Annotated in this window: 22 protein-coding genes and 2 pseudogenes; all 24 read left to right on the top strand. The window is 68.3% G+C overall.

Going from position 1 to position 22,890, the window contains the following annotated elements; genetic code table 11:
- Positions 1 to 208: 208 nt before the first annotated feature.
- The 24 genes and pseudogenes from fliO to AC3IRM_RS08235 all read left to right on the top strand — a co-directional run bounded on the left by fliO (position 209) and on the right by AC3IRM_RS08235 (position 22,881).
- The gene (gene fliO / locus AC3IRM_RS08350; protein ID WP_489205876.1) at positions 209 to 601 is read left to right on the top strand and encodes a flagellar biosynthetic protein FliO; all 393 of its coding nucleotides are present in this window, start codon (positions 209 to 211) and stop codon (positions 599 to 601) included.
- 1 nt (position 602) lies between these two features.
- A complete protein-coding gene (gene fliP / locus AC3IRM_RS08345) occupies positions 603 to 1,373 on the top strand; it encodes a flagellar type III secretion system pore protein FliP (RefSeq protein ID WP_310233712.1) in 771 nt (256 codons plus the stop codon).
- A gap of 10 nt (positions 1,374 to 1,383) precedes the next feature.
- Positions 1,384 to 1,653, top strand: coding sequence for a flagellar biosynthetic protein FliQ (locus AC3IRM_RS08340; protein ID WP_489205723.1), 270 nt, complete (start codon positions 1,384 to 1,386; stop codon positions 1,651 to 1,653).
- Positions 1,654 to 1,681: 28 nt separating this feature from the next.
- The gene (gene fliR, locus AC3IRM_RS08335; protein ID WP_489205722.1) at positions 1,682 to 2,482 is read left to right on the top strand and encodes a flagellar biosynthetic protein FliR; all 801 of its coding nucleotides are present in this window, start codon (positions 1,682 to 1,684) and stop codon (positions 2,480 to 2,482) included.
- 116 nt (positions 2,483 to 2,598) lie between these two features.
- On the top strand, positions 2,599 to 3,735 hold the full coding sequence (gene flhB, locus AC3IRM_RS08330; protein ID WP_489205721.1) for a flagellar biosynthesis protein FlhB: 1,137 nt from the start codon (positions 2,599 to 2,601) through the stop codon (positions 3,733 to 3,735).
- Positions 3,732 to 5,816, top strand: coding sequence for a flagellar biosynthesis protein FlhA (gene flhA, locus AC3IRM_RS08325; RefSeq protein WP_489205720.1), 2,085 nt, complete (start codon positions 3,732 to 3,734; stop codon positions 5,814 to 5,816). Before flhB ends, flhA begins: the two co-directional genes overlap by 4 nt.
- A 247-nt stretch (positions 5,817 to 6,063) precedes the next feature.
- A complete protein-coding gene (flhF, locus tag AC3IRM_RS08320) occupies positions 6,064 to 7,644 on the top strand; it encodes a flagellar biosynthesis GTPase FlhF (RefSeq protein ID WP_489205719.1) in 1,581 nt (526 codons plus the stop codon).
- Positions 7,631 to 8,488, top strand: a complete 858-nt coding sequence (locus AC3IRM_RS08315; RefSeq protein ID WP_310233701.1) for a P-loop NTPase — start codon at positions 7,631 to 7,633, stop codon at positions 8,486 to 8,488. The genes flhF and AC3IRM_RS08315 overlap by 14 nt, the downstream gene beginning before the upstream one ends.
- The gene (locus AC3IRM_RS08310) at positions 8,485 to 9,249 is read left to right on the top strand and encodes an RNA polymerase sigma factor FliA (protein ID WP_489205718.1); all 765 of its coding nucleotides are present in this window, start codon (positions 8,485 to 8,487) and stop codon (positions 9,247 to 9,249) included. Before AC3IRM_RS08315 ends, AC3IRM_RS08310 begins: the two co-directional genes overlap by 4 nt.
- 25 nt (positions 9,250 to 9,274) lie before the next feature.
- Positions 9,275 to 9,667 (top strand): chemotaxis response regulator CheY, encoded by a 393-nt coding sequence (gene cheY, locus AC3IRM_RS08305; protein ID WP_489205717.1) that lies wholly within the window; start codon positions 9,275 to 9,277, stop codon positions 9,665 to 9,667.
- Complete coding sequence (locus AC3IRM_RS08300) at positions 9,664 to 10,269, top strand: protein phosphatase CheZ (protein ID WP_489205716.1); 606 nt, start codon at positions 9,664 to 9,666, stop codon at positions 10,267 to 10,269. The genes cheY and AC3IRM_RS08300 overlap by 4 nt, the downstream gene beginning before the upstream one ends.
- 3 nt (positions 10,270 to 10,272) lie before the next feature.
- Positions 10,273 to 12,246 carry a chemotaxis protein CheA gene (locus AC3IRM_RS08295; protein ID WP_489205715.1) on the top strand — a complete coding sequence of 658 codons (1,974 nt, stop codon included), beginning with the start codon at positions 10,273 to 10,275 and terminating at the stop codon, positions 12,244 to 12,246.
- Positions 12,247 to 12,312: 66 nt separating this feature from the next.
- Positions 12,313 to 13,053: a flagellar motor protein gene (locus tag AC3IRM_RS08290; protein ID WP_489205714.1), complete on the top strand. Its 741-nt coding sequence runs from the start codon at positions 12,313 to 12,315 to the stop codon at positions 13,051 to 13,053.
- A gap of 9 nt (positions 13,054 to 13,062) precedes the next feature.
- The gene (motD, locus tag AC3IRM_RS08285; protein WP_489205713.1) at positions 13,063 to 14,055 is read left to right on the top strand and encodes a flagellar motor protein MotD; all 993 of its coding nucleotides are present in this window, start codon (positions 13,063 to 13,065) and stop codon (positions 14,053 to 14,055) included.
- The gene (locus AC3IRM_RS08280; protein WP_489205712.1) at positions 14,055 to 14,834 is read left to right on the top strand and encodes a ParA family protein; all 780 of its coding nucleotides are present in this window, start codon (positions 14,055 to 14,057) and stop codon (positions 14,832 to 14,834) included. The genes motD and AC3IRM_RS08280 overlap by 1 nt, the downstream gene beginning before the upstream one ends.
- Positions 14,831 to 15,610: a chemotaxis protein CheW gene (locus tag AC3IRM_RS08275; RefSeq protein ID WP_489205711.1), complete on the top strand. Its 780-nt coding sequence runs from the start codon at positions 14,831 to 14,833 to the stop codon at positions 15,608 to 15,610. Before AC3IRM_RS08280 ends, AC3IRM_RS08275 begins: the two co-directional genes overlap by 4 nt.
- Before the next feature lie 85 nt (positions 15,611 to 15,695).
- Positions 15,696 to 16,022, top strand: a complete 327-nt coding sequence (locus AC3IRM_RS08270; RefSeq protein WP_489205710.1) for an STAS domain-containing protein — start codon at positions 15,696 to 15,698, stop codon at positions 16,020 to 16,022.
- Positions 16,019 to 16,384, top strand: coding sequence for a response regulator (locus AC3IRM_RS08265; RefSeq protein WP_489205709.1), 366 nt, complete (start codon positions 16,019 to 16,021; stop codon positions 16,382 to 16,384). Before AC3IRM_RS08270 ends, AC3IRM_RS08265 begins: the two co-directional genes overlap by 4 nt.
- Positions 16,385 to 16,428: 44 nt before the next feature.
- A pseudogene (locus tag AC3IRM_RS08260) lies at positions 16,429 to 17,125 on the top strand (Hpt domain-containing protein); the annotation flags it as partial.
- A gap of 122 nt (positions 17,126 to 17,247) precedes the next feature.
- Positions 17,248 to 18,420, top strand: a pseudogene (locus AC3IRM_RS08255) (chemotaxis protein CheA); the annotation flags it as partial.
- A gap of 386 nt (positions 18,421 to 18,806) precedes the next feature.
- Complete coding sequence (locus AC3IRM_RS08250) at positions 18,807 to 20,969, top strand: methyl-accepting chemotaxis protein (RefSeq protein ID WP_489205708.1); 2,163 nt, start codon at positions 18,807 to 18,809, stop codon at positions 20,967 to 20,969.
- An 82-nt stretch (positions 20,970 to 21,051) separates the two neighbouring features.
- Entirely contained in the window at positions 21,052 to 21,825 is a 774-nt protein-coding gene (locus AC3IRM_RS08245; protein WP_489205707.1) for a flagellar brake protein, read from the top strand.
- A 91-nt stretch (positions 21,826 to 21,916) separates the two neighbouring features.
- Positions 21,917 to 22,396, top strand: coding sequence for a chemotaxis protein CheW (locus AC3IRM_RS08240; RefSeq protein WP_489205706.1), 480 nt, complete (start codon positions 21,917 to 21,919; stop codon positions 22,394 to 22,396).
- A 101-nt stretch (positions 22,397 to 22,497) separates the two neighbouring features.
- Entirely contained in the window at positions 22,498 to 22,881 is a 384-nt protein-coding gene (locus AC3IRM_RS08235) for a hypothetical protein (protein ID WP_489205705.1), read from the top strand.
- Positions 22,882 to 22,890 lie beyond the last annotated feature (9 nt).

Below are 22,890 nucleotides of genomic sequence, written 5' to 3'. Positions count from 1 at the left end.
GACGGACGCCGCCAAGCCGTCGATCGCCACTGAGATCGGTCTTGAGCCGGAGACCAATACCGCCCCGTCCAGCATCGAAGCCGACACCGGCACGGCAACCCTGGCAACAGGCGAAGACGCTGCGACCGTCGCCGAGACCGACGGTCAGGTCGATTTCTCGCCGGTGGTCGCGTCGACCACGGCGCCCGCGCGTCCGGTCGACACGACGATTGCCAGCATCGCCCCGCCCGCCAAACCGATCGTCATCGGTGCGCACGCGCCGCAGGGTCCCGGGATCGGCAGCGCGTTCCTTGCACTGGTGCTGGTGCTTGGACTGATCGTCGGGCTGGCCTGGTTGCTCAAGCGTTTGCCCGGCGGCGGTTTCCGACAGGCCGACGGCCTGCGCATCGTCGCGAGCATTCCGCTGGGCGCCAAGGAGCGCGCGGCGGTGGTGCAGGTCGGTGGCGAACAGTTGCTGCTGGGCATCGGCGCCGGCGGGGTACGCACATTGCATGTGCTGCCACAGCCACTCCCCGAGGCCGCGCCCGCGCAGATGCCCACGCTCAAGAACCTGCCCGACTTCAAGCAACTGCTCGCGCAGCGCCTGCGCAAGGACACCTGACATGCCACGCCGCACCCGTCCACGCTGGATCGCGCTGGTTGCCCTCGTCCTCGGCCTGCTGCTGCCGCTGTGGGCCGCGGCGGCGACAGGCGCGCCGCAGTTGCCCGCGCTGCCGGATGTGACCGTCGGCCAGATCGGCAATGCGCCGGTCAGCCTGCCGCTGCAGACGCTGCTGCTGATGACGGCGATCACGCTGATCCCGTCGATGCTGCTGGTGCTGACGGCGTTCACCCGGATCATCGTCGTGTTCGCCCTGCTGCGGCAGGCGCTTGGCACCGGGCAGACGCCGTCGAACCAGGTGCTGGTCGGCCTGGCGCTGTTTTTGACCGCACTGGTGATGACGCCGGTGTGGGAGGCGGCCTGGAACAGCGGCTTCGGCCCCTATCTCAACGGGCAGATCGACTTCCGCACCGCCTGGGACCTCGGCACCGCGCCGCTGCGCGGCTTCATGCTGGCCCAGGTCCGCGAGACCGACCTGATGACCTTCGCCGGCCTGGCCGGGCACAGCACCTACGCAGGTCCCGACGACGTGCCGTTCCAGGTCCTGGTGGCGTCCTTCGTCACCAGCGAGCTCAAGACCGCGTTCGAGATCGGTTTCCTGATCTTCATCCCCTTCATCATCATCGACCTGGTGGTGGCCAGCGTGCTGATGTCGATGGGCATGATGATGCTCTCGCCGATGCTGGTTTCCGCACCGTTCAAGATCCTGCTGTTCGTGCTGGTCGACGGTTGGGTGCTGACGGTCGGCACCCTCGCCGCCAGTTTCAACTGAAGGCGCGCGCATGTCTCCCGAACTCGCACTCACCGAGTTGCGGCGCGGGCTCGAGGTCGCCCTGTGGGTCGGCGGACCGCTGCTCGCCGTGGTGCTGGTGGTCGGTGTGGTGGTCGGCGTCGTGCAGGCAGCCACGCAGATCAACGAGCCCACCATCGCATTCGTCGCCAAGGCCGCGGCCTTGACGGCGGCGCTGTTCGCGCTGGGCGCGCTGCTGCTCGGTTACCTGGTCGACTACACCATCACGCTGTTTCGCAGCATCCCCCATCTGATCGGCTGATATCGCCGATGCGCAGGCACACACGCTAATGGATTCCGCGACCCAGATGGCGATCGATGGCCAGCAGGCCTTCGGCATGATCGGCACCCTGCTGTGGACCGCCCTGCGGGTCGGTGCGCTGCTGATGGCGATGCCGCTGATCGGCACCCGCGCCCTGCCCGCGCGCATTCGGGTCATCGCCGCCCTGGTGCTGAGCCTGGCGCTGGCGCCGCTGCTGCCGGCGCCGCCGCCCTGGACCGGCTTCGATGCCGCGACCGTGCTGTCGGTCGCGCGCGAACTGGCGGTCGGCGCCGCAATGGGGTTCATGCTGCGCCTGGTGTTCGAGGCGGGCGCCCTGGCGGGTGAACTGATCTCGCAGGGCTCGGGCCTGTCGTTCGCGACCATGAGCGACCCGATGCGCGGCGTGCAGTCCGGCGTCGTTGCCCAGTGGTTCTATCTGGCCTTCGGCCTGCTGTTCTTCGCCGCCAATGGCCATCTGGCGGTGGTGGCGCTGCTGGTGCACAGCTACGAGACGCTGCCCATCGGCACCGCGCTGCCCGACGTGCAGGCCACGCTGCGTATCGCGCCGGAGTTCTTCGCCCTGGTGCTGCGCGGCGGCGTGACCCTGGCCCTGCCGGTCATGGTGGCGCTGCTGGCGGTCAATCTCGCCTTCGGCGTGCTCGCGCGCGCGGCGCCCGCGCTCAATCCGATCCAGCTCGGCCTGCCGATTTCTGTCCTGGTCGGCCTGTTCCTGATTGCGATGCTGGCTGGCGAACTCGGCCCTCCGGTGCAACGCCTGTTCGACAGCGCCTTCGAGGCAGCCGGGCGGGTACCGCTGGGCGGCCCCTGAGCCGACCGCAACTGCACCAAGCCGCGCGACGGGCATCAGCGCGTCTGTAGCGGACTGTCGCGCCCGCGGGCACGGCGCTTGCAACGGGAACGTCGACTCCCCGCGCATGCAGGCTCATGGCCGAGAACGAAAACGGTCAGGAAAAGACCGAACTCCCCAGCGAGAAACGGCTGCGGGAGGCCCGTGAAAAGGGCAACGTGCCGCGATCGAAGGAACTGGGCACAGTCGCCGTCTTTGGCGCAGGGGTGGCGTCGCTGCTGGCGATGGGCGGTGGGGTAACCGCGCGGGCCAAGGACTGGATGCGCAGCGCCATGACGCCCGACCTTGCCCTTCTGGAGGCACCGCAGGACCTGTTCGGCCACTTCGGCGAACTGCTGCTGGGCCTGCTGTCGATTCTCGCCCCGCTGATCATCGCCACGCTGATCGCCTGCTTCGTGGCGCCCGCGGCCATGGGTGGATTCAATTTCGCCACCAAAGGTCTGGTGCCGGATCTCAAGAAGCTCGACCCGCTGGCCGGGCTCAAGCGCATCTACGGGCCGGAAGGCCTCGCCGAATTGCTGAAGTCGATACTCCGCGTGCTGCTGGTCGGCGGCGCCGCCGCATTGTTCCTGTGGCCGGCCATGCCGCGGCTGCGGGCGATGCTGCACCAGCCGCTGGAACAGGCCGCGGCAGGCGGGCTGAAGTTCGCCCTGTGGCTGTTGATGGCCACCGCCGCCGCGCTGCTGCTGCTGGCCCTGGCCGACGCGCCCTACCAGAAGTGGAACTGGCGCCGAAAGCTGATGATGACGCGCCAGGAACTGCGCGAGGAAATGAAGGAAAGCGAGGGCCGGCCGGAGGTCAAGGGGCGTATCCGCCAGCTGCAGCACGAGATGTCGCAGCGGCGAATGATGGAAGACATCCCCACCGCCGACGTGATCGTCGTCAATCCCACCCACTACGCGGTGGCACTGAAGTATGACGGCGGTGCGATGGGCGCGCCCCGTGTCGTGGCGAAAGGCATCGACGAAATGGCGCTGCGCATCCGCGAAGTCGGCAAGCGGCACCGGGTCGCGCTGGTCGAGGCGCCGCCACTGGCACGCGTCTTGTATCGGGAAGCGGAGATCGGTCAGGAAATCCCCGTGAAACTCTACGCCGCTGTTGCCCAGGTGCTCTCCTACGTCTATCAGCTGCGCGACTGGCGGGCGGGCACGCCGCAACCGCAGCTCGCCGATCTGGGCGTCGTCGACGCTGATACCCGCGGCGCAGGCGCATGAGCGCGGTGATCGCGTCCGGCCCGCGCCGCGCTTTTGACATGCTGCGCGGCGGCCTGGGTGCACCACTGCTGGTGATTGCGCTGCTGGCGATGATGGTGGTGCCGCTGCCGCCTCTGATTCTGGACATGCTGTTCAGCTTCAACATCGCGATGTCGCTGGTGGTGCTGCTGGCGGTGATCTACGTCCAGCGACCGCTGGATTTCAGCATCTTCCCGATCGTGCTGCTGATCACCACGATGCTGCGCCTGGCGCTGAACGTGGCGTCCACCCGGGTGATCCTGCTCAACGGCCAGGACGGCCCGGGCGCGGCGGGCAAGGTCATCGAATCCTTCGGCGAATTCGTCGTCGGCGGCAACTTCGCCGTCGGCATCGTCGCGTTCGCCATCCTGACCATCATCAACTTCGTGGTGATCACCAAGGGTGCGGGGCGCGTGTCCGAAGTCACCGCGCGCTTCATCCTCGATGCCATGCCCGGCAAGCAGATGGCGATCGACGCCGATCTCAACGCAGGCCTGCTCAATCGCGACGAGGCCAAGGCGCGACGCGAAGAAGTCCGCCAGGAAGCGGACTTCTACGGTGCGATGGACGGCGCCAACAAGTTCATCCGTGGCGACGCGATCGCCGGCCTCCTGATCATGTTCGTCACCATCTTCGGTGGCCTGGCGATCGGTGTGTTGCAGCACGGCCTGCCGGTCGGCGAAGCCGCCGGCATCTACACCCTGCTGTCGATCGGCGATGGCCTGGTGTCGCAGATTCCTGCGCTGCTGGTGTCGTCGTCGGTCGCACTGCTGGTCACCCGCGCCTCGCGCAAGCAGGACATGGGCGGCGCGATGAGCGGCCAGGTGTTCGGCCAGTACAAGGCGCTGATGATCGCGGCGATCATCCTGCTGGTGGTCGGCCTGGTGCCGGGCATGCCCAACCTCGCCTTCCTGAGCCTGGCGGCGGTGGTCGGCTACGGGGCCTGGGTGATGCGCAAACGTGCGCTGGATGGCGAACGCGGCGACGTCGATCCCGACCTCGTCGCGCTCCCGTCACCGGAACAGGTCGCCAATGCCGACCTCGGCTGGGATGACCTGCGGCCGGTGGATCCGCTGGGCCTGGAAGTCGGCTACCGGCTGATTCCGCTGGTCGACAAGGCCCAGGGCGGCGAGCTGATGGCCCGGATCAAGGCCGTGCGCCGCAAGCTCACCCAGGACGTCGGCTTCCTGATTCCGCCGGTGCACATCCGTGACAACCTCGAACTCGCGCCCACCGCGTATCGACTGCTGGTCCACGGCGTGCCGGTGGCCACGGCAGAAGTCCACCCCGACCGGCTGATGGCGCTCGATTCCGGCGGCGCGCTGCATCCGATCGACGGCATTCCCGGCAAGGACCCGGCCTTCGGTCTCGACGCGTTGTGGATCCTGCCGCCGCAACGTGCGAATGCCGAAGCCGCGGGCTACACCGTGGTCGATCCGGCGACCGTCGTCGCGACCCATCTCTCGCACCTGGTGCGTGAGCAGGCCCCCGAGCTGTTGGGCCATGAGGAAGTGCAGCAACTGCTGGCCACCCTCGCCCGCAGTGCGCCCAAGCTGGCTGAAGACCTCACACCCAAGGCGCTGCCGCTGGCAGTCGTCGTACGCGTGCTGCAGAACCTGTTGATCGAGCGCATTCCCGTGCGCCAGCTCCGCCGCATTGCCGAAGCCCTGGTCGAACACGCCGCACATACCCAGGATCCGGGCCAGCTGACCGCGGTGGTGCGGACCGCGCTGGGCCGCTTCATCGTGCAGGAAATCGCCGGCCCGTCCGAGGAACTGCCGGTCTACACGCTGGCGCCGAATCTGGAACGCGTCTTGCAGGATTCTGCGCAGGGTGCCGGCGCTGCGTTGGAACCGGGCTTGGCGGAACGACTGCAACAGAGTCTGGCCACATGTGCCGGACAGCAGGAAGCCAAGAACGAGCCGGCGGTGGTGCTGGTGCCCGGACAGGTCCGCGCCGCTCTCGCGCGCCTGGTCCGGCACAGCGTCCCCAACCTGTCGGTGCTGTCCTACAACGAAGTGCCGGAAGACAAGCGCTTGAAGCTCCTTGGAACGATCAATTGAACAGGCATGGGTCGAACGTGATGGACGACGCGACGCAAACGGATGACGCACCGCGGGCAGGCCGGCAGAGCGTGCGATGGCCGCTGCGTCGATTGCCAGCGCTCGCACTCACGGATCCGGCCGCACGCCGCACGGCGCTTCCGCTGGCGCGCTTCACGCCCTGCGACGAGCCGCCACGCGCACCGCAGTCACATTCGATCCACAGCGTCTCGAACCACTCACGCAGTACGAATCACGGGCTCCCGACATGAAAATCCGCCGCTTCGTTGCCGCCGACATGCGTAGCGCCCTGCAGATGGTGCGCCAGGCGCATGGACCGGACGCTGTGATCCTGTCCAACCGCCGCACCGACGAGGGCGTGGAGATCGTCGCGGCCAGCAATTACGACGAAGGGTACGTGCAGCGTGCCCTCGAGGACGCGCCGCGCGAAACGCCGCCCGCCGCGCCGCCACTCGCGACCATGCTGCGCGACAGCCGCACGGCACGCGACGCCGACGCCGCGCTGACGCCGTCCGAGCGCTGGCTCCGCGACCTCGCAGCCCCGAAAGCGCCGGCCGCGGCGCCGCTTTCCGCCCAGCCCACGGCACGGCCCGAGGCGAGCGCTCGCCCGGCAGCGCCGGCAGCCGTGTCGCCGGTCTCTGCTGCGGCCCAGCCGCCGGTGCCGGCCGCGTTTGTGCCGCCGGCCGAGCCTGCGCGCTTCGATCTCGACGGCCCCACCTTCGCCGAGCTTCTGGCCGCCGGCCATCGCGACGACACGCCGGCGGCGCCGACACTGCCGGCAGCCACTGCGGTCGCGGCGACCCCCCGCCCCGTCTTCGTTCCCCCCGCGACACACCTTGCCGAGGACGACGGTTTTCCGTCGCGGATCGCGCCCGAGCCGGCCGTCCTGTCGGCAGTGCCGACCCTGCCGGTGCCTTCGAGCGACAGGGAACTGGCGCAGATGCGCGACGAACTGGCGCAGATGCGCATGATGATCGAGCGCGAGATGGCCCGTCTCACCGACGAGCGCCTGCGCGGCTCACCTGCCCGCGCCCAGGCCATGGAGCTGATGGAAGACTACGGCTTCGATGCCGGCATCACCCGCGACACCGTGCTGCAGATTCCCGCAGACACGCCCGACTCACGGGTGCGCGGCCTGATGCTCGCACTGCTGTCCAAGCGTCTGCCGGTCTGCCCGATCGACCCGCTGCGCGAAGCAGGCGTGATCGCCCTCGTCGGTCCCACCGGTGCCGGCAAGACCACGACCATCGCCAAGCTGGCGGCACTGTATGCGGCCCAGCACCAGGCGCGCGACATCGCGCTGGTGACCACGGACACCTCGCGCATCGGCGGCCGCGAACAGTTGCACAGCTACGGCCGCCAGCTCGGCATCGCCGTGCATGAAGCCGACAGCGAGACCAGCCTGGTGCAGCTGTTGCAGAAGCTGGAGGACTACAAGCTGGTGCTGGTCGACACCGCGGGGCTGAGCCAGCGTGACCGTGCGCTGGCCGGCCAGCTGAACTGGCTGCGCGCCGCCCGCAACGTGCGCACCCTGCTGGTGTTGCCCGCCAACATGCATTTCGCCGATCTCGACGAAGTCGTCCGCCGCTTCGACAGCGTGCGCCCGCAGGGCGTGGTGCTGACCAAGCTGGACGAAACCGGCCGCCTCGGCAGCGCCCTGTCGGTCGCCGTCGACCACCAGTTGCCGCTCACCTGGGTGACCGATGGGCAGCGCGTGCCCGAAGACCTGCACCGGGCCAATGCCGCCCATCTGGTGCTTCGCCTTGAAGATCTGCGCCGCGATGCCGATAAGCCGATTGTCCCGGAACACACCCATGCCGTCGCCTGAGCTGCTGCCGATGTCCTCCGCTCCCTTCCAGCCCGTCCGCACCCTGGCCGTCACCGGCGGCAAGGGCGGCGTGGGCAAGACCAACGTGTCGGCCAATCTCGCGGTCGCGCTGTCGGGCATGGGCCAACGCACACTGCTGCTCGATGCCGACCTGGGCCTGGCCAACGTCGACGTGCTGCTGGGCCTGTCGCCCAAGCACACGCTGGCCGATCTCGTGGCCGGACGCTGCGAGCTCGACGACATCATTCTCGAAGGGCCCGCAGGCGTGCTCGTGGTCCCCGCCGCGTCCGGGCGTCGCCATATGGCCGAGCTGCGTCCCGCCGAACACGCGGGGCTGGTCAACGTGTTCAACGACCTGCAGCGCGACCTCGACCTGCTGGTCGTCGACACTGCTGCCGGCATCACCGATTCGGTGTTGACCTTCTGCCAGGCCGCGCAGGACGCGATTGTCGTGGTCTGTGACGAGCCCGCCTCGATCACCGACGCCTACGCGCTGATCAAGGTGCTGGCGCGCGAGCGCGGCGTCGACCGGGTACAGGTGATCGCCAACATGGTCCGCAGCCCGCAGGAAGGCCGCAACCTGCACGAGAAACTTTCGCGCGTGTGCGAGCGTTTCATCGGCGATGTGTCGCTGAACTACCTCGGTGCGGTGCCGCAGTGCGACTGGCTGCGCATGGCCGTGCAGCGACAGCAGGCGGTGGTCACTGCCTATCCGGGCAGTCCGTCGGCGCGCGCCCTGATCGAGATCGCGCAGCGCGTATCGCGCTGGCAGGCGCCGACCGCGCCGCGCGGCCACGTGGAATTCTTCGTCGAACGCATGTTGCGCCAGGGAGCAGCCGCATGAGCCTCGCCGCACGCCAGCAGTACGAGTCGGTGCAACGCGCCGTCACCCCCGATGTCGATCCCCTCGTGCAGCACGCCGAACTCGTGCGCCGGATCGCCCACCACCTTGCCGCGCGGCTACCGGCCAGCGTCGAAATCGACGATCTGATCCAGGCCGGCATGATCGGCCTGCTCGAGGCCTCGCGCAGCTACGACGCCGACCAGGGCGCCTCGTTCGAGACCTATGCCTCGATCCGCATCCGCGGCTCGATGATCGACGAGATCCGCCGCGGCGACTGGGTACCGCGTTCGGTGCACCGTCGCGCCCGCGACGCGGCCTCGGCGATCCGTTCGATCGAGCAGACCACCGGGCGCGCCGCGAGCGCGCATGAGGTTGCCGCGAAACTGGAAATGCCGCTGGAGGATTACCAGCGTCTGCTCGAAGACGCCGCCCGCGGCCAGGTCCTGAGCCTGGATTCGCACATCGAGGACCACGGCGAGGTCGAACCGGTGAACCGTGGCGGCGGTCCCACGCCCCAGGAAAACCTGGTGCGCGGCGAGTTCGGCCGCGAGCTGATGGCCGCGATCGGCCACCTGCCCGAGCGCGAGCAGCTGGTGCTGTCGCTGTACTACGAACAGGAACTCAACCTGAAGGAAATCGGCGCCGTGCTCGGCGTCAGCGAGTCGCGCGTCTGCCAGATCCACGGCCAGGCCGTGGTGCGCCTGCGCGGCCGTCTCACCGCCTTCGAACTCGCCGACACCGGATACGGTGCCGACGACTGATGTCACGCTCACACTGGAGTCCGTTTTGAACAAGAACATCCGCATCCTCGTCGTCGACGATTTCTCGACGATGCGCCGGATCGTCAAGAACCTGCTGTCCGATCTCGGCTTCAACAACACGGTCGAGGCGGAAGACGGCAACAGCGCACTCGCCGTGCTGCGTCAGGACGCGGTGGAACTGGTGGTCACCGACTGGAACATGCCCGGCATGACCGGCATCGAGCTGCTGCGCGAGATCCGCGCCGACGCCAAGTTCCGCACGCTGCCGGTGCTGATGGTCACGGCCGAGGCCAAGCGCGAGCAGATCATCGAGGCCGCGCAGAACGGCGTGAACGGCTACATCATCAAGCCGTTCACTGCGCAGACCCTCGAAGAGAAGCTCGGCAAGATCTTCGAACGTCTCGGCACCGCCGCATGAGCACGCCCGACATCGAGCGCACCCGGCTGGCCGGCATGCTCAACGATGCGCTCGAGGCGCTGGAGCGCGGCGACGAAGACGGTTGGCGCAAGCAAGTCGATGCGCTGGCGAACGCCCGCGCGCGCACACTGGTCACCGGCCTCGGCCGTCTGGCGCGCGAGCTGTCGCAGGCACTCGACACCCTGCCCCCGCCACCCGGCGAAGGAAGCGACGGGCTCGACGACGCCTGCGCCAGGCTCGACCACGTCGTCGAAATGACCGAACAGGCCACCCATCGCACGCTCGATCTCATCGACGACAGCCGTGCGCTGGTGGGGCGCCTGAAGGAGGGGCCGCTCGACGACATCCAGACCGACACGATCGAATCGCTGCGGGAGAACCTGCGCGAGATGGCACTGGCGCAGAGCCACCAGGACCTGGGTGGGCAGATCATCCGTCGCGTGGCGGGGATCGTGCGCGGCGTGCACGAGGGCTTCGGTGCACTCGGCCTGCCGCCGAAGGTGGATGATGCACGCGGCAACGGCCCGGCCGTCACGGGGCTGGACCGCAACACCGTCGGCCAGAGCGATGCCGACGATCTGCTTTCGAACCTGGGGCTCTGAGCCATGCAGGCGCCCGAGATCGTCGCCGACTTCGTGCTTGAGGCACGCGAACTGCTGGACGACCTCGGCGGGCAACTTGTCGGCCTCGAGCAGACACCCGGCGACCGCGAGCGTCTCAACGCGGTGTTCCGCGCATTCCACACGCTCAAGGGCGGTGCCGGCTTTCTCGGTGCCACACCACTCGTGCAGCTGTGCCATGCCGCCGAGGAAACCCTGGGCATGGTGCGCGCCGGCCAGGCCGCCCTGCTACCGCGTCACTTCGACGCCGCGCAGCAGTCGCTGGACTGGTTGCAGGCGATGGTCGACGCGATCGAACACCAGGACACCGTGCCGAGCGCGCCCGACGCGCTGATCGCCGGCTTCGCGCCGTACGACATTCCCGTCGGCGTACCCGTGCGCTTTGCAGTGCAGTCCCCGGCTGCGCCAGCGGCCGGCGGCGAGGCGATGATCACCGACGACGAGTTCGAATCGCTGCTCGACCAGTTGCACGGCGACAGTGCCCCCGGCCTGCAGACCGCGCCCGCACCTGACGCGGGGATGATCGGCGACGACGAATTCGAAGCCCTGCTCGACCAGCTCCACGGTGGCGCGGCGCCGGGCGCTGCGGCGCCTGCGTCGCCCGCGCCTGCGTCCACCGCCGGTGACATGATCGGCGACGACGAATTCGAAGCATTGCTCGACCAGTTGCATGGCGATGCACCGCCGGGCGCCGCTCACACGTCGGGCGCGGCACCCGCAACGGCCGCACCGGCCGCCATTGCGCCACCGCCGCGCCGCGCACCGCCGCCGCAGGCTGCGTCCCAGGCCACAAGCGCAGCGCCCGCGACCGAACGCGAACAGACCGTCCGCGTCGACACCAAGCGCCTCGATGTCATCGTCGATCTGGTCGGCGAGCTCGTGCTCGCGCGCAACCGGCTCAAGACCCTGCGTGCGCGCCTGCGCGACGAGGATCTCGACCGCGCGGTGACCACGCTCGACAACGCCACCGCGCGCCTGCAGAGCGCGGTCATGCGCACGCGCATGCAGCCGGTGGGCAAGGTGTTCTCACGATTCCCCAAGCTCGCCCGCGATGTCGCGCGCGCGCTCGACAAGGAAGTGGACCTGGATCTGGTGGGCGCGGAAACCGAGCTCGACCGGAACCTCGTCGAGGCGCTGGCCGACCCGCTGATCCATCTGGTGCGCAACGCCATCGACCATGGCATCGAGATGCCTGCGCTGCGCGAAGCCACCGGCAAGCCGCGCGCTGGCCGCGTACGCCTGAGCGCGCAGCAGCAGGGCGATTACGTCGGCATCGAGATACAGGACGATGGCGCCGGCATCGATCCCGAACGCCTGCGTTCGAAGGCGCGCGACAAAGGTCTGATCGACGCCGAGTCGGCTGCCAGGCTCAGTGCCGAAGAGTGTCTCAACCTGATCTTCATGGCCGGCTTCTCCACGCGCGACGAGGTCAGCGACATCTCCGGCCGCGGCGTGGGCATGGACGTCGTGCAGTCGCGCATCCGCGAGCTCGGCGGCCAGATCCAGGTCACGTCCGAGCTCGGCCGCGGCAGCCGGTTCTCCCTGCGCGTGCCGTTGACCCTCGCGATTCTGCCGACCCTGCTCGTGCATGCGGCGGGCGATGCCTACGCGCTGCCGCTGGCACGCGTGCAGGAAGTCCTGCACGCGCCGTCGCGCACGGTGAACTGGTTCGACGGACGCGCCGCGCTCGACCGCCGCTCGCACACACTCTCGCTGCTCGACCTGCGCCACTGGCTGGGGACACCGGCGCAGGACACGACCCTGCTGACCATCGTGGTCCTGCAGCGCGGCGACAGCCGGTTCGGCCTGGTCGTCGATGAAGTGCGCGGCCGCGAGGAAGTGGTGATCAAGCCGCTGCCCAGAGCGTTGCGCGGACTGCCCGGTTATGCCGGCGCCACGCTGATCGGTGACGGGCGCCTGGCACTGATTCTCGACGTCGACGCGCTGCGTCTGCGCTGATCGCCGGGCGCTGCTTGCCAGCGCTCTCTCATTCAAGTCCTTCCAGTCTCCGCCGATACCTACCCCATGGACCTCTTCAGCGTCGCCGGACTCGTGCTTGCCCTGATCGCGATCATGGGCGGCAGTGTGCTCAAGGGCGCGGGCCTGAGCGCGCTCTGGTCGCCCGCCGCCTTCCTGATCGTCATGGTCGGCACGGTCGCGGCGATCATGCTGCATACGCCGGGCAGCACCCTGAAACACGCCTTCAAGATTGCCGGCTGGGTGGTCAAGCCGCCGGTGTCCGATCGTGCGGCGCTGATCGCGCAGCTCATCGAGTGGAGCAATGTCTCGCGCAAACAGGGCCTGCTGGGGCTGGAAAGTCATGTCGCAGCGCAGACCGATCCATTCCTCAGGAAGGGCCTGCAGATGCTGGTCGACGGCGTCGAGCCCGAGGCCATCCGGCACATGCTGGAGATCGAACTGCAGGGCGAGGAACACCACGACCTCGCTGCGGCCAAGGTGTTCGAAGGCATGGGCATCTATGCGCCCACGCTGGGCATCGTCGGCGCGGTGCTCGGGCTGATCGCGGTGATGAAGAACCTGGCCGATCCGAGCAAGCTCGGCCACGGCATCGCCGCCGCATTCACCGCCACGATCTACGGCATCGCCTCGGCCAACATGTTCTTCCTGCCGATGGCGGCCAAGCTCAAGAGCGTGATCGGTCGACGCAGCGGCGAGCGCGAGCTGGCCATCGAAGGGCTGATCGCGATCGCGCAGGGTGAGAACCCGCGCAACATCGAGGCTCGGCTCGCCGGCTTCCTGCACTGATCCGCAGACATGGCACGCAGGAAGCCCCACGAGGACCACGTCAACCACGAAGCCTGGGCCATTCCCTATGGCGACCTGGTGACACTGCTGCTCGCGTTCTTCGTGGTGATGTACGCGATCTCCTCCGTCAACGAGGGCAAGTACCGCGCCGTCGCCGCGTCGCTGGCGAGTGCGTTCAACGCACCGCCGAGCACGCTCGATCCGATCCAGATCGGCGACAACCAGAAGATGGAAGCGTCGATCGGCAAGCCGACGCCGGTACCACGTGGCGCCCGGCAGGGGCCCTCTTCGCAGCCGGTGCTCGACTCGCCGTTGCGGCCGATCCTGGAATCCAAGCTGCGCGCAGACCGGATCGGCGACAGCGGCGCCGACGCCGCATCGATCGCCGCGTCCCGCAACCAGCTCGCGGGCCTGGCACTGCAGCTCGAAGACACGCTGTCGGAGATGGTCAAGGCGCGCCTGATCACCGTGCGCCGGTCCGACCTGTGGCTCGAGGTCGAGATCAACAGCGACCTGCTCTTCGCGAGCGGATCGGCCACCCTCGAATTCCGCGCCCGCGAACTGCTGGGGCGGCTTGCCGTGGTGCTGCGCGACCTGCCCAACCCGATCCGCATCGAGGGGTATACCGACGATCGTCCGATCGCGACCTCCCAGTTCCCGTCGAACTGGGAGTTGTCGGCGGCGCGCGCGGCCAGCGTCGTCCATCTGTTCGTCAGCGAGCGGTTCGCACCCGAACGCCTGGTGATGGTGGGCTACGGCGAGTTTCGCCCCAAGGCCGACAACACGTCCGATGCCGGCCGCAACGCAAACCGGCGTGTGGTGCTGATGGTGCTCGCCACGCAGGACACCGCGATCGCACCGCGCGCCGCGTCTGCCCCGGCGCCAGCGTCGCCAGCGCCGGCGCCCGCCTATCCGGCGGCACCGGTGCCGCAGCCTGCCGTCACCGCATCTGCGACGGCGCCTCCTCCCATTTCTTCCCCCCCACCGCAAGGAGACAGCTGATGCGTGTCTGGGCGATTGCCAACCAGAAGGGAGGCGTGGGCAAGACCACGACCTCGCTCGCCCTCGGACGCGCCATGGTGGCGCGCGGGCTGCGTGTGCTGCTGGTCGATCTCGACCCGCACGCGTCGCTGACGCGCGCTTTCGGCGTCCCGAGCGATCCGCCTCCGCCGGGTGTCGTCGACCTGTTCGGTGCACCACCACCGGCGTTGGCGTCGTTGATGCGGGCTTCGCCGACCGAAGGCCTGGACTTCGTCTGCGCGCAGACCGCGCTGGCCACACTGGAGCGGCGCAGTGCCACCCAGCCGGGCCTTGGCCTGGCGCTGTCGCAGGCGATCACCCGCCACGCTGGCGGGCATGACGCGATCCTGCTCGACTGCCCGCCGACGCTGGGCCTGCTGATGGTCAACGCACTGGCCGCGGCCGATCGCCTGATCGTGCCGACCCAGTGCGAGCCGCTCGCGCTCTACGGCCTGGCCGGCATGGTCCGGACCGGCGAGATGGTCGAGCGCTCGCGTCAGCGACCGCTGCCGGCCTCGATCATTCCGACGATGTACGACCGCCGCACCCGTATCGGTCGAGACACGCTCGCGCAGTTGCAGGACGAGTATCGCGGCCGCATCTGGAGCGAGGCCGTACCGGTCGATACGCAGCTCAGCAACGCGGACGTGCTGGCGTGCCAAGTGTTCAGCGGCGACATGCCCGGCCGCGCGATGTCGGCCTATACGCGGGCCCTGGATTGGCTGCTCGCGGAAGAGCAGGCGGTGGAGCAGGCCGCATGAGCGCCACTGGGGTGGTCGATGACTATCTGGGCATGCTGCTGGCCGCGCCAGACGCCGCCGCGCCGCCAGCGCAGCCGACCGCGCCTGCTGCCAGGCCGGCACCCGTGGCTGCCCCACCCCCGCGTCGAGCCGCCCTGCCCGCGCCCGCGCCGGCCCCTGCCCAGGTGCCTGCGCCTGCGGCGCTGCGTCGCCCCGTGACACCGGCAACGCCGCGCGCCGTCATTCCGCCGGGCGCCACGCCGGGTGGAAAGGTTTCCATCGCACCGTTGCCGGGCGCGCGCGACGACGTGGACGAGACGGCACACGCGCCGACCCAGCAACGCAGAAGCGCCGACCGCCTGGCGCGATGGCTGCGCCTGCGCTGTGGCCCGCAGGCCTATGCAATCGAACTGCTGAAAATCCGGGAGGTCGTGCTGCCCGCGCCATTGCTGTCGCTGCGAGGCGCTGCGCCGTGCGTGGTCGGCGTCATGAACCTGCGCGGGCAAGTGGTGCCGGTGGTCGACCTGGGCATTCAGCTCGGGGCAGCACCGGTGGAGGAAACAGTACTCACCCGCATCATCGTGCTCGACGACAACGGCGACGTGCTCGGCCTGCGGGTCTCGGCCGTGGAGGACGTGGTGCTGATCGGCGATGCACAGATCGAAGGCACGCACACCTCGCGGCTCGCGCCGGTGGGCGACCACCGCATCCGCGGCATCGCCCGCCTGGGCGGCATGGTGACCCTGCTGCTGGACTCGGCCAAGCTCATGGCGATCCCGCTGTTCTCGCCCGACTGATCGACCGCGATCGACGGCACGGCTAAAGATCTTCGTCAATGCGCCGCTATTCCTGACCACCCCCTTTGAATCTGTCGGAGATGTGATGGACACCGTGCACCTAGGCGATGACCTCGGGATCGAGGCCAGCACCGGCCTGAAGGAACGGCTTGCGCCCTACCTCGACCGTGCGGACGCCGTCGTTCTCGACGCTGCCGATGTGCGGCGGGTGCATACCGCCGGCATGCAGGTGCTGTGCGCGTTCTTTGCAAGCCGCGCGGGCACCGGCCATCCGACCCGTCTCCAGGGCAGCAGCGAGCCGATGCTCGATGCCGCCCGGCTGCTCGGCCTGGGTCCGGCACTCGGACTCGGCGACAGCAGCCCAGATCCCTCTAACGCAACAGACGCAAGCACAGTGGAGAACGCCGCATGAGCGCACGCATTCTGGTAGTGGACGATTCGGCCTCGATGCGCCAGATGGTGGCCTTCGCCCTGACCTCGGCCGGTTTCACCGTCGACGAGGCCGAGGACGGCCAGATCGCCCTCGGGCGTGCACAGGGCCAGCGCTTCAATGCGGTGGTCACCGACGTCAACATGCCGAACATGGACGGGATCTCGCTCATCCGCGCCCTGCGCGGCATTCCCGACTACAAGTTCACGCCGATGCTGATGCTGACCACCGAGTCGGCCGCAGACAAGAAGGCCGAGGGCAAGGCGGCAGGCGCGACCGGCTGGCTGGTCAAGCCGTTCAACCCCGAGCAGCTCGTCGCCACCGTCCAGAAGGTACTGGGCTGACGCCCGGCCGCCCTCCCCCCACACCGATCGCAGGCCGAGTTCCCATGAGCATGGACATGCAGCGCTTTCACGCCACCTTCTTCGAGGAAAGCCGCGAGGGACTCGAAGCCATGGAGGCCGGCCTGCTGCAGCTCGAACAGGGCAACCGGGATTCGGATTTAATCAACTCGATCTTCCGCGCGGCCCATTCGATCAAGGGCGGCGCCGCCACGTTCGGCTTCGACGCCGTGGCGGCGCTGACCCATGTGCTGGAAACGCTGCTCGACGAACTGCGCGCGGGCAAGCGCGCAGTCACCGGCGCCGCGATCGACGCGATGCTGGCTTCGGTCGACGTGCTGCGCGCCCTGCTGGGCGAAGCCGAGACCGGCCACCCGGCCGACCCGCAAGCCTCGCAGGCCGTGCAGGCGCGCCTCAATGCCGTCCTTGCCGGGACCGAGGCGCCCGTGCTCGCAGCGGTGAAGGCCGAGGTGCCGGAGGCCGAGCCCGCGGGCTGGCGCATCGGCTTCACCCCTGCAGCTTCGCTGTTCATGAGCGGCAACGATCCGCTGCGCATCATCCGCGAGCTCGACCGCCTGGGCACCCTGGACGTCGCCTGCCGTACCGAGCGTCTGCCCGGGTTCGAGCAGATGGATCCGCTGGAGGCCTATCTGGCCTGGGACCTGGGCCTGATCGGCACGGTGCCACGCAGCGCGGTGGACGACGCCTTCTCCTGGGTCGAAGACGATTGCGAGCTCGACGTGCAGGCGATCCTCGCCGAAGCGTCGGCAGACCCCGACACATCCGATCTGGTGATGCCCGCCGCGCTCGAGCCGTCCACCGGCCCGGTGGCGGTCGCCGCGGACGGCAAGAGCGGTGGCCAGGATCCGGCCGAGAGTTCGATCCGCGTCAGCACCGACAAGATCGACGGCCTGATCAATCTGGTCGGCGAACTGGTCATCACCCAGGCCATGCTCAAGCAGGTCAGCGCCAACCTCGACCCGGCCCTGGCCGAGCGACTGTTCGAAGGCCTGGACCTGCTGGAGCGCAATACCCGCGATCTGCAGGAAGCCGTCATCGGCGTGCGCATGCTGCCGGTGGAAGCGGTGTTCCGTCGTTTCCCGCGCCTGGTGCGCGATCTCTCGGCCCGCCTGGGCAAGCAGGTCCGCCTGAAGACCCTGGGCGAAGGCACCGAGCTCGACAAGGGCCTGATCGAGAAGATCGCCGATCCGCTCGTGCATCTGGTGCGCAACTCGATCGACCATGGTCTGGAGCTGCCCGACGCCCGCCTCGCCGCCGGCAAGGAGCAGACCGGCACGATCACCCTCGCCGCGTCCCATCAGGGCGGCCATATCGTCATCGAAGTCGCCGACGACGGCCGCGGTCTGGATCGTGAGCGCATTCTGGCCAAGGCCGCCGAGCGCGGTCTGGTGGTGCCCGAAAAGCCCACCGACAGCCAGGTCTGGGACCTGATCTTCCAGCCCGGTTTCTCCACCGCCGATGCAGTGACCGACCTGTCGGGCCGCGGCGTGGGCATGGACGTGGTCCGCCGCAACATCCAGGCCCTGGGCGGCGAAGTGCAGCTGGAAAGCGCGCTGGGACGCGGGACCCGCGTGGTCATCCGCCTGCCGTTGACGCTGGCGATCCTCGACGGCATGACGGTCGCCGTCGGTGATCAAACCCTCATCCTGCCGCTGTCGCACGTCATCGAGGCCTTGCAGCCCGAGCCCGACGACATGCGCAGCGTGGCTGGCGAAGGCCGCGTATTGCGCGTGCGCGGCGAATACCTGCCGCTGGTCTCGCTCAACGAGTACTACCGCTACGGTCAGGCGCGCCGAGACGATGCCATCGTGGTCGTGGTCGAAGGCGACGGCCAGAAGCTGGCGCTGCAGGTCGACGATCTGATCGGCCAGCAGCAGGTCGTGGTCAAGAACCTCGAGAACAACTATCGCCGCGTCGATGGCATCTCCGGCGCCACCATCCTCGGTGACGGCCGCGTCGCCCTGATCGTCGACATCGGCGGCCTGGTGCGCTCGCTGCGGGTGCCGCAGGCGGCCTGATCACCACCGCTTCAGCGTCCGGGCGAAGCAGGCAGCAGTCCACAGCCTTATCTTCGCGCGCAGACCTGCCCGGTCCGAGTCGGTCGTGTGCGCAAGGACGTTGCCGGATCTATCGATCGTCCACCAGTTGCGTCTCCACGCAAACCACGTCCGCACCCGCCGCGCGTCGCAGATCGTGACACCGACCCGCGGGCGCCCTGCGATGTTGCACGCAGGCGAGCGATTGCCGCTGCCGACGCATCGTCCGTCAAGAATCCCGCCGGCGCGCCGCTATCGAATAACCGGGCGATCGAAAGCGCCCACCGCGCCGGCAGCACCCAGCGTCCGCGCACGCTTGGTCGACTGTCGATCGAACTCCGCCATCCAGTTTCCGGGAAGATCTTTCCATGAAATGGTTCCAGAACCTCGCCATTGGCCGCAAGCTGGCTGTTGCCTTCACCCTGACCTCGCTGATGACTGTCGCGCTGGGTCTGTTCGCGTTGCTGCAACTCGGCCAGCTCAATCGTCAGCTCCAGGGCGTGAGTACGCACAACGTCCCGGCACTGCAGTACATGGGCGAGGTCCGCGGCCAGCTTGGAGAATTCCGCACCTTCGAAATGGCGCAGCTGACACGACTCGACGAACCGGATGCGGTCGCCGACTACGACCGGCGCATGGCCGAGTCGATGGACATCGTGCAGGCCCAGAGAACGCTTTACGAGGCGCTGCCGCTGTCGGACACGGAGGAGACGCTCTACGCGCAGGTCTCCGAGCGTCTCGACGCCTACTTCGGCGCGCATGCCGAGATCACGGCTGCGCTGGCTGCCGGTGACCCGGTTGCCGCGCAGGCGGTCTCAGACGACAAGTCGCGTCCGCTTCGTCGCGAGCTGTTCGCCGCGCTCAAGACGCTGGGCGATGAGACCACGACAAGGGTGCAGGCCGATATCGCAGCAGCGGACACGCGATACGCAGCCGGCAAGCGTGCCATCGTTGGCGGCATGGTCGCGCTCGGCATGCTCGCCGGGCTGATGGGCTGGTTCATCGCACGCGCGATCGTCACGCCAGTACGCGAGGCCGTACGCGTCGCCAACGATGTGTCAGCCGGCAAGCTCGGTGGCGTCATCGATACCACCCGTCGCGACGAGGTGGGACAGTTGCTGGGTGCCATGCAGATCATGCAGTCCCAACTGCGTTCGGTGATCTCCGCACAGAGCGACATGGCGGCCAAGCACGAGGCCGGCCAGATCAGCTACCGCATGGACGACAGCGGGTTCCCCGGCGAATACGGGCGCATGGTGCGCGAAACGAACGCGCTGGTCGGCGCGCATATCGCCGTCGAGATGCGCATGGCCGAGATCATGCAGCGGTACGCCATCGGCGACCTGTCCGTCGACATGGACGCATTGCCGGGCGAACAGGCCAATCTGACCGAAGCCATGGTCACCACCAAGGCGAACCTACTCGCCATGAATACCGAGATCCGTCACCTGGTGAACGCTGCCGCCGGCGGGAATTTCGCTGTACGCGGCGACGAGGCAGCGTTCCAGCACGACTTCCGGATCATGGTCGAAGGCCTGAACCGTCTGATGGCGACGACCGACGGCAACCTCGCCCAGCTTTCGACGCTGCTGCAGGCGATCGCGCGTGGCGATCTGACCGTGCGCATGGACGGCGAGTTCCAGGGCGTGTTCGCGACGATGCGCGACGACGCCAATGCCACCGTCGCCCAGCTGACCGGCATCGTGTCGCGAATCCAGCAGGCCTCGGGCGCCATCGGCACCGCGTCCTCGGAGATCGCCTCCGGCAACAACGACCTGTCGCAGCGCACCGAGCAGCAGGCCGCGAACCTCGAAGAAACCGCAGCCTCGATGGAGGAGCTCACCTCCACCGTGCGTCAGAACGCCGACCACGCCCGTCAGGCCAACCAGCTCGCGATCGGCGCGGCTTCTGTTGCATCCCAGGGCGGCGAAGTGGTGAGCCAGGTGGTCACCACGATGGCCGATATCGAAAAATCCTCGCGCAAGATCGGCGACATCATCTCGGTCATCGACGGCATCGCCTTCCAGACCAACATCCTCGCGCTCAATGCGGCGGTGGAAGCGGCGCGCGCCGGCGAACAGGGGCGCGGCTTCGCAGTCGTGGCGTCCGAAGTGCGCACGCTGGCCCAGCGCAGCGCCGCAGCGGCCAAGGAGATCAAGGGCCTGATCGACGATTCGACCAGCAGGGTTGCCGATGGCGCCGCGCTGGCCGGCCAGGCCGGCAAGACCATGGGCGAGATCGTGTCGTCGGTGCAGCGCGTCACCGACATCATGTCGGAGATCGCCGCGGCTTCGCAGGAACAGGCGTCGGGCATCGAGCAGGTCAACCAGACCATCACCCAGATGGACGAGACCACCCAGCAGAACGCCGCGCTGGTGGAAGAAGCCTCGGCTGCGGCGCGCTCGATGGAGGAACAGGCCGCGGACCTCACACAGACCGTCGCAGTGTTCCAGATCGACGCGACGACGGCACTGCTGCAGCGCACGATGCACCGGGCGTCGGAACCGCAGCCGCAGTTCGAGCCGGGCTGACGCCCTCGACGATGCGGCCGCGCACCTCAACTCCCGGGATGCGCGGCCGCTAACGTAATGACTGGACCTTTCCCGGCCCCGGATGATGCTCGTTGCTGAAGACCCCGCGTTCCTGCTCGACGACGACGAAGGCTCCCCCTTCGCGCTGCGGCACCCGCTCGAGATCGCCAGCGTGCTGCGCACGCTTGTCGAGGCACGGTCGATCATCACCGCGCATCTGGTCCCCGGGGGACTGACCTGCCCGACGGCGCTGCTGGCCGTCCACGACGACGGCACGCTGATCCTGGACGGCAACCGGCACGAGGCTATGAACCGGCGCATGGCGAACGCCAGCCGGCTGGTCTGCAGGACCCAGCTCGATCTGGTGCCGATCCGGTTCCGACTGCCGTCGCCGACCCCGATGGACTACCAGGGCTACGCCGCGTTTCTCGTGCCATGGCCCGACTTCCTGTTGCGTCTGCAGCGCCGCGAACTGTATCGCCTGCAAATCGCCCCGACCGCGCCCGTCACCCTGCACATCGGAGACGGCGACGCCGCACCGGATCCCGCCGCGCCGGGCCTGCGCGTGCTCGACATCAGCGGTGGCGGTCTCGCGGTCGCCGTGCCCGACAGTGACGCAGCCCGCTTCGCTGTCCGCTCGCGCATCGGCCCCTGCCAGCTGCGTCTTGGTGAAAATTCGCTGCTGCAGGTGGCGCTCGAAGTGAGCCACGTCGAACGTTTCGATCTTCGCGGCGCGCTCTTCTGGCGCGCCGGATGCCGCTTCATCGATCTGCCAGCCGCCTACGAACAGCGTGTGCTGCAGTACATCTTCCAGATCGAGCGCCTGCGCAATGCGCGCCAGCGACACGGCGGTTGACCCGCGGCCTAAAGTTGAGCCCGCGCCGGCCGATCTCCTGCAGGTCACCACACGCCGCACTTCCGCGGCCCACGCAGCAGGAGCGCACCGCATGACCAGTTCCACCCCCAGCGCCGCTGGCGAATACCTGACCTTCACGCTTGGCGCCGAGCACTACGGTGTCGACATCCTCAAGGTCCAGGAGATCCGCGGCTATGACGCGGTGACCCGCCTGCCCGACGCGCCCGACTACATCAAGGGCGTCATCAATCTGCGCGGCACCATCGTGCCGGTGATCGACCTGCGGCTGAAGCTGCGCCTGGCCGAAGCGCGCTACGACAGCTTCACCGTGATGATCGTGCTCAACGTCGAGGACCGGGTGGTCGGCATCGTTGTCGACGGCGTGTCCGATGTCGTGCCGCTGGCCGAAGACCAGGTCCGCGCGACGCCGGAATTCGGCGCCGCGGTCGACACCAAGTTCATTGCCGGCATCGGCACCCTCGACGAGCGCATGTTGATCCTGCTCGACATCGAGACCCTGCTCGACAGCGCTGACTTCGTCGACACCGCCGCGCTCGATGTCGCAGCGTGAAATTCGTCTGAAGACACCCTCAAGTTTCCCGCCCCGTCGCCGCTAGTGGGGCAACGGGCTGCAGAACCATGGCCCGATATCCCCGACTGGAGTAGATCGTAATGCCCCTCAAGACCCCGACCCGCCTTCTGGCCGCGCTGCTGCTGAGCGGCCTCGCGTCCGCCGCTGTTGCCCAGGACGCCATCCGTCCCGACCAGGCCACCCGCTTCGTCGGTCAAAGCGGCATGGTCTGCGGCAAGGTCGAAAAGACCCGCTATGCAGAAAACTCGGAAGGCTCGCCGACGTTCCTGCACATGGGCGGCTCATTCCCGCGCCACACGTTCTCTGCGCGTATCCCGCAGGACCAGCGCGACAAGTTCCGTCCGACGCCGGAAGAGCTCGAAGGCCGCGACGTCTGCGTGATCGGCACGATCTCCCGCGACGCCAACCGCGCCGAGATCGCGGTCCGCTCGCCCAGCGACGTGAAGCTCGCCACGATCAAGTGATGTTCCGGC

Source organism: Luteimonas sp. KH_071 (assembly GCF_057838005.1).
Note: the sequence above shows the minus strand (reverse complement) of the source record. Positions and strands in the feature narration are given on the sequence as shown.

Bases quoted from the DNA above. Each gene is read 5' to 3' on its own strand.
- fliP (WP_310233712.1), top strand. From the start codon at position 603: ATGCCACGCCGCACCCGTCCACGCTGGATCGCGCTGGTTGCCCTCGTC.
- AC3IRM_RS08340 (WP_489205723.1), top strand. From the start codon at position 1,384: ATGTCTCCCGAACTCGCACTCACCGAGTTGCGGCGCGGGCTCGAGGTC.
- fliR (WP_489205722.1), top strand. From the start codon at position 1,682: ATGGATTCCGCGACCCAGATGGCGATCGATGGCCAGCAGGCCTTCGGC.
- flhB (WP_489205721.1), top strand. From the start codon at position 2,599: ATGGCCGAGAACGAAAACGGTCAGGAAAAGACCGAACTCCCCAGCGAG.
- flhA (WP_489205720.1), top strand. From the start codon at position 3,732: ATGAGCGCGGTGATCGCGTCCGGCCCGCGCCGCGCTTTTGACATGCTG.
- flhF (WP_489205719.1), top strand. From the start codon at position 6,064: ATGAAAATCCGCCGCTTCGTTGCCGCCGACATGCGTAGCGCCCTGCAG.
- AC3IRM_RS08315 (WP_310233701.1), top strand. From the start codon at position 7,631: ATGCCGTCGCCTGAGCTGCTGCCGATGTCCTCCGCTCCCTTCCAGCCC.
- AC3IRM_RS08310 (WP_489205718.1), top strand. From the start codon at position 8,485: ATGAGCCTCGCCGCACGCCAGCAGTACGAGTCGGTGCAACGCGCCGTC.
- AC3IRM_RS08300 (WP_489205716.1), top strand. From the start codon at position 9,664: ATGAGCACGCCCGACATCGAGCGCACCCGGCTGGCCGGCATGCTCAAC.
- AC3IRM_RS08295 (WP_489205715.1), top strand. From the start codon at position 10,273: ATGCAGGCGCCCGAGATCGTCGCCGACTTCGTGCTTGAGGCACGCGAA.
- AC3IRM_RS08290 (WP_489205714.1), top strand. From the start codon at position 12,313: ATGGACCTCTTCAGCGTCGCCGGACTCGTGCTTGCCCTGATCGCGATC.
- motD (WP_489205713.1), top strand. From the start codon at position 13,063: ATGGCACGCAGGAAGCCCCACGAGGACCACGTCAACCACGAAGCCTGG.
- AC3IRM_RS08280 (WP_489205712.1), top strand. From the start codon at position 14,055: ATGCGTGTCTGGGCGATTGCCAACCAGAAGGGAGGCGTGGGCAAGACC.
- AC3IRM_RS08275 (WP_489205711.1), top strand. From the start codon at position 14,831: ATGAGCGCCACTGGGGTGGTCGATGACTATCTGGGCATGCTGCTGGCC.
- AC3IRM_RS08270 (WP_489205710.1), top strand. From the start codon at position 15,696: ATGGACACCGTGCACCTAGGCGATGACCTCGGGATCGAGGCCAGCACC.
- AC3IRM_RS08265 (WP_489205709.1), top strand. From the start codon at position 16,019: ATGAGCGCACGCATTCTGGTAGTGGACGATTCGGCCTCGATGCGCCAG.
- AC3IRM_RS08250 (WP_489205708.1), top strand. From the start codon at position 18,807: ATGAAATGGTTCCAGAACCTCGCCATTGGCCGCAAGCTGGCTGTTGCC.
- AC3IRM_RS08245 (WP_489205707.1), top strand. From the start codon at position 21,052: ATGATGCTCGTTGCTGAAGACCCCGCGTTCCTGCTCGACGACGACGAA.
- AC3IRM_RS08240 (WP_489205706.1), top strand. From the start codon at position 21,917: ATGACCAGTTCCACCCCCAGCGCCGCTGGCGAATACCTGACCTTCACG.
- AC3IRM_RS08235 (WP_489205705.1), top strand. From the start codon at position 22,498: ATGCCCCTCAAGACCCCGACCCGCCTTCTGGCCGCGCTGCTGCTGAGC.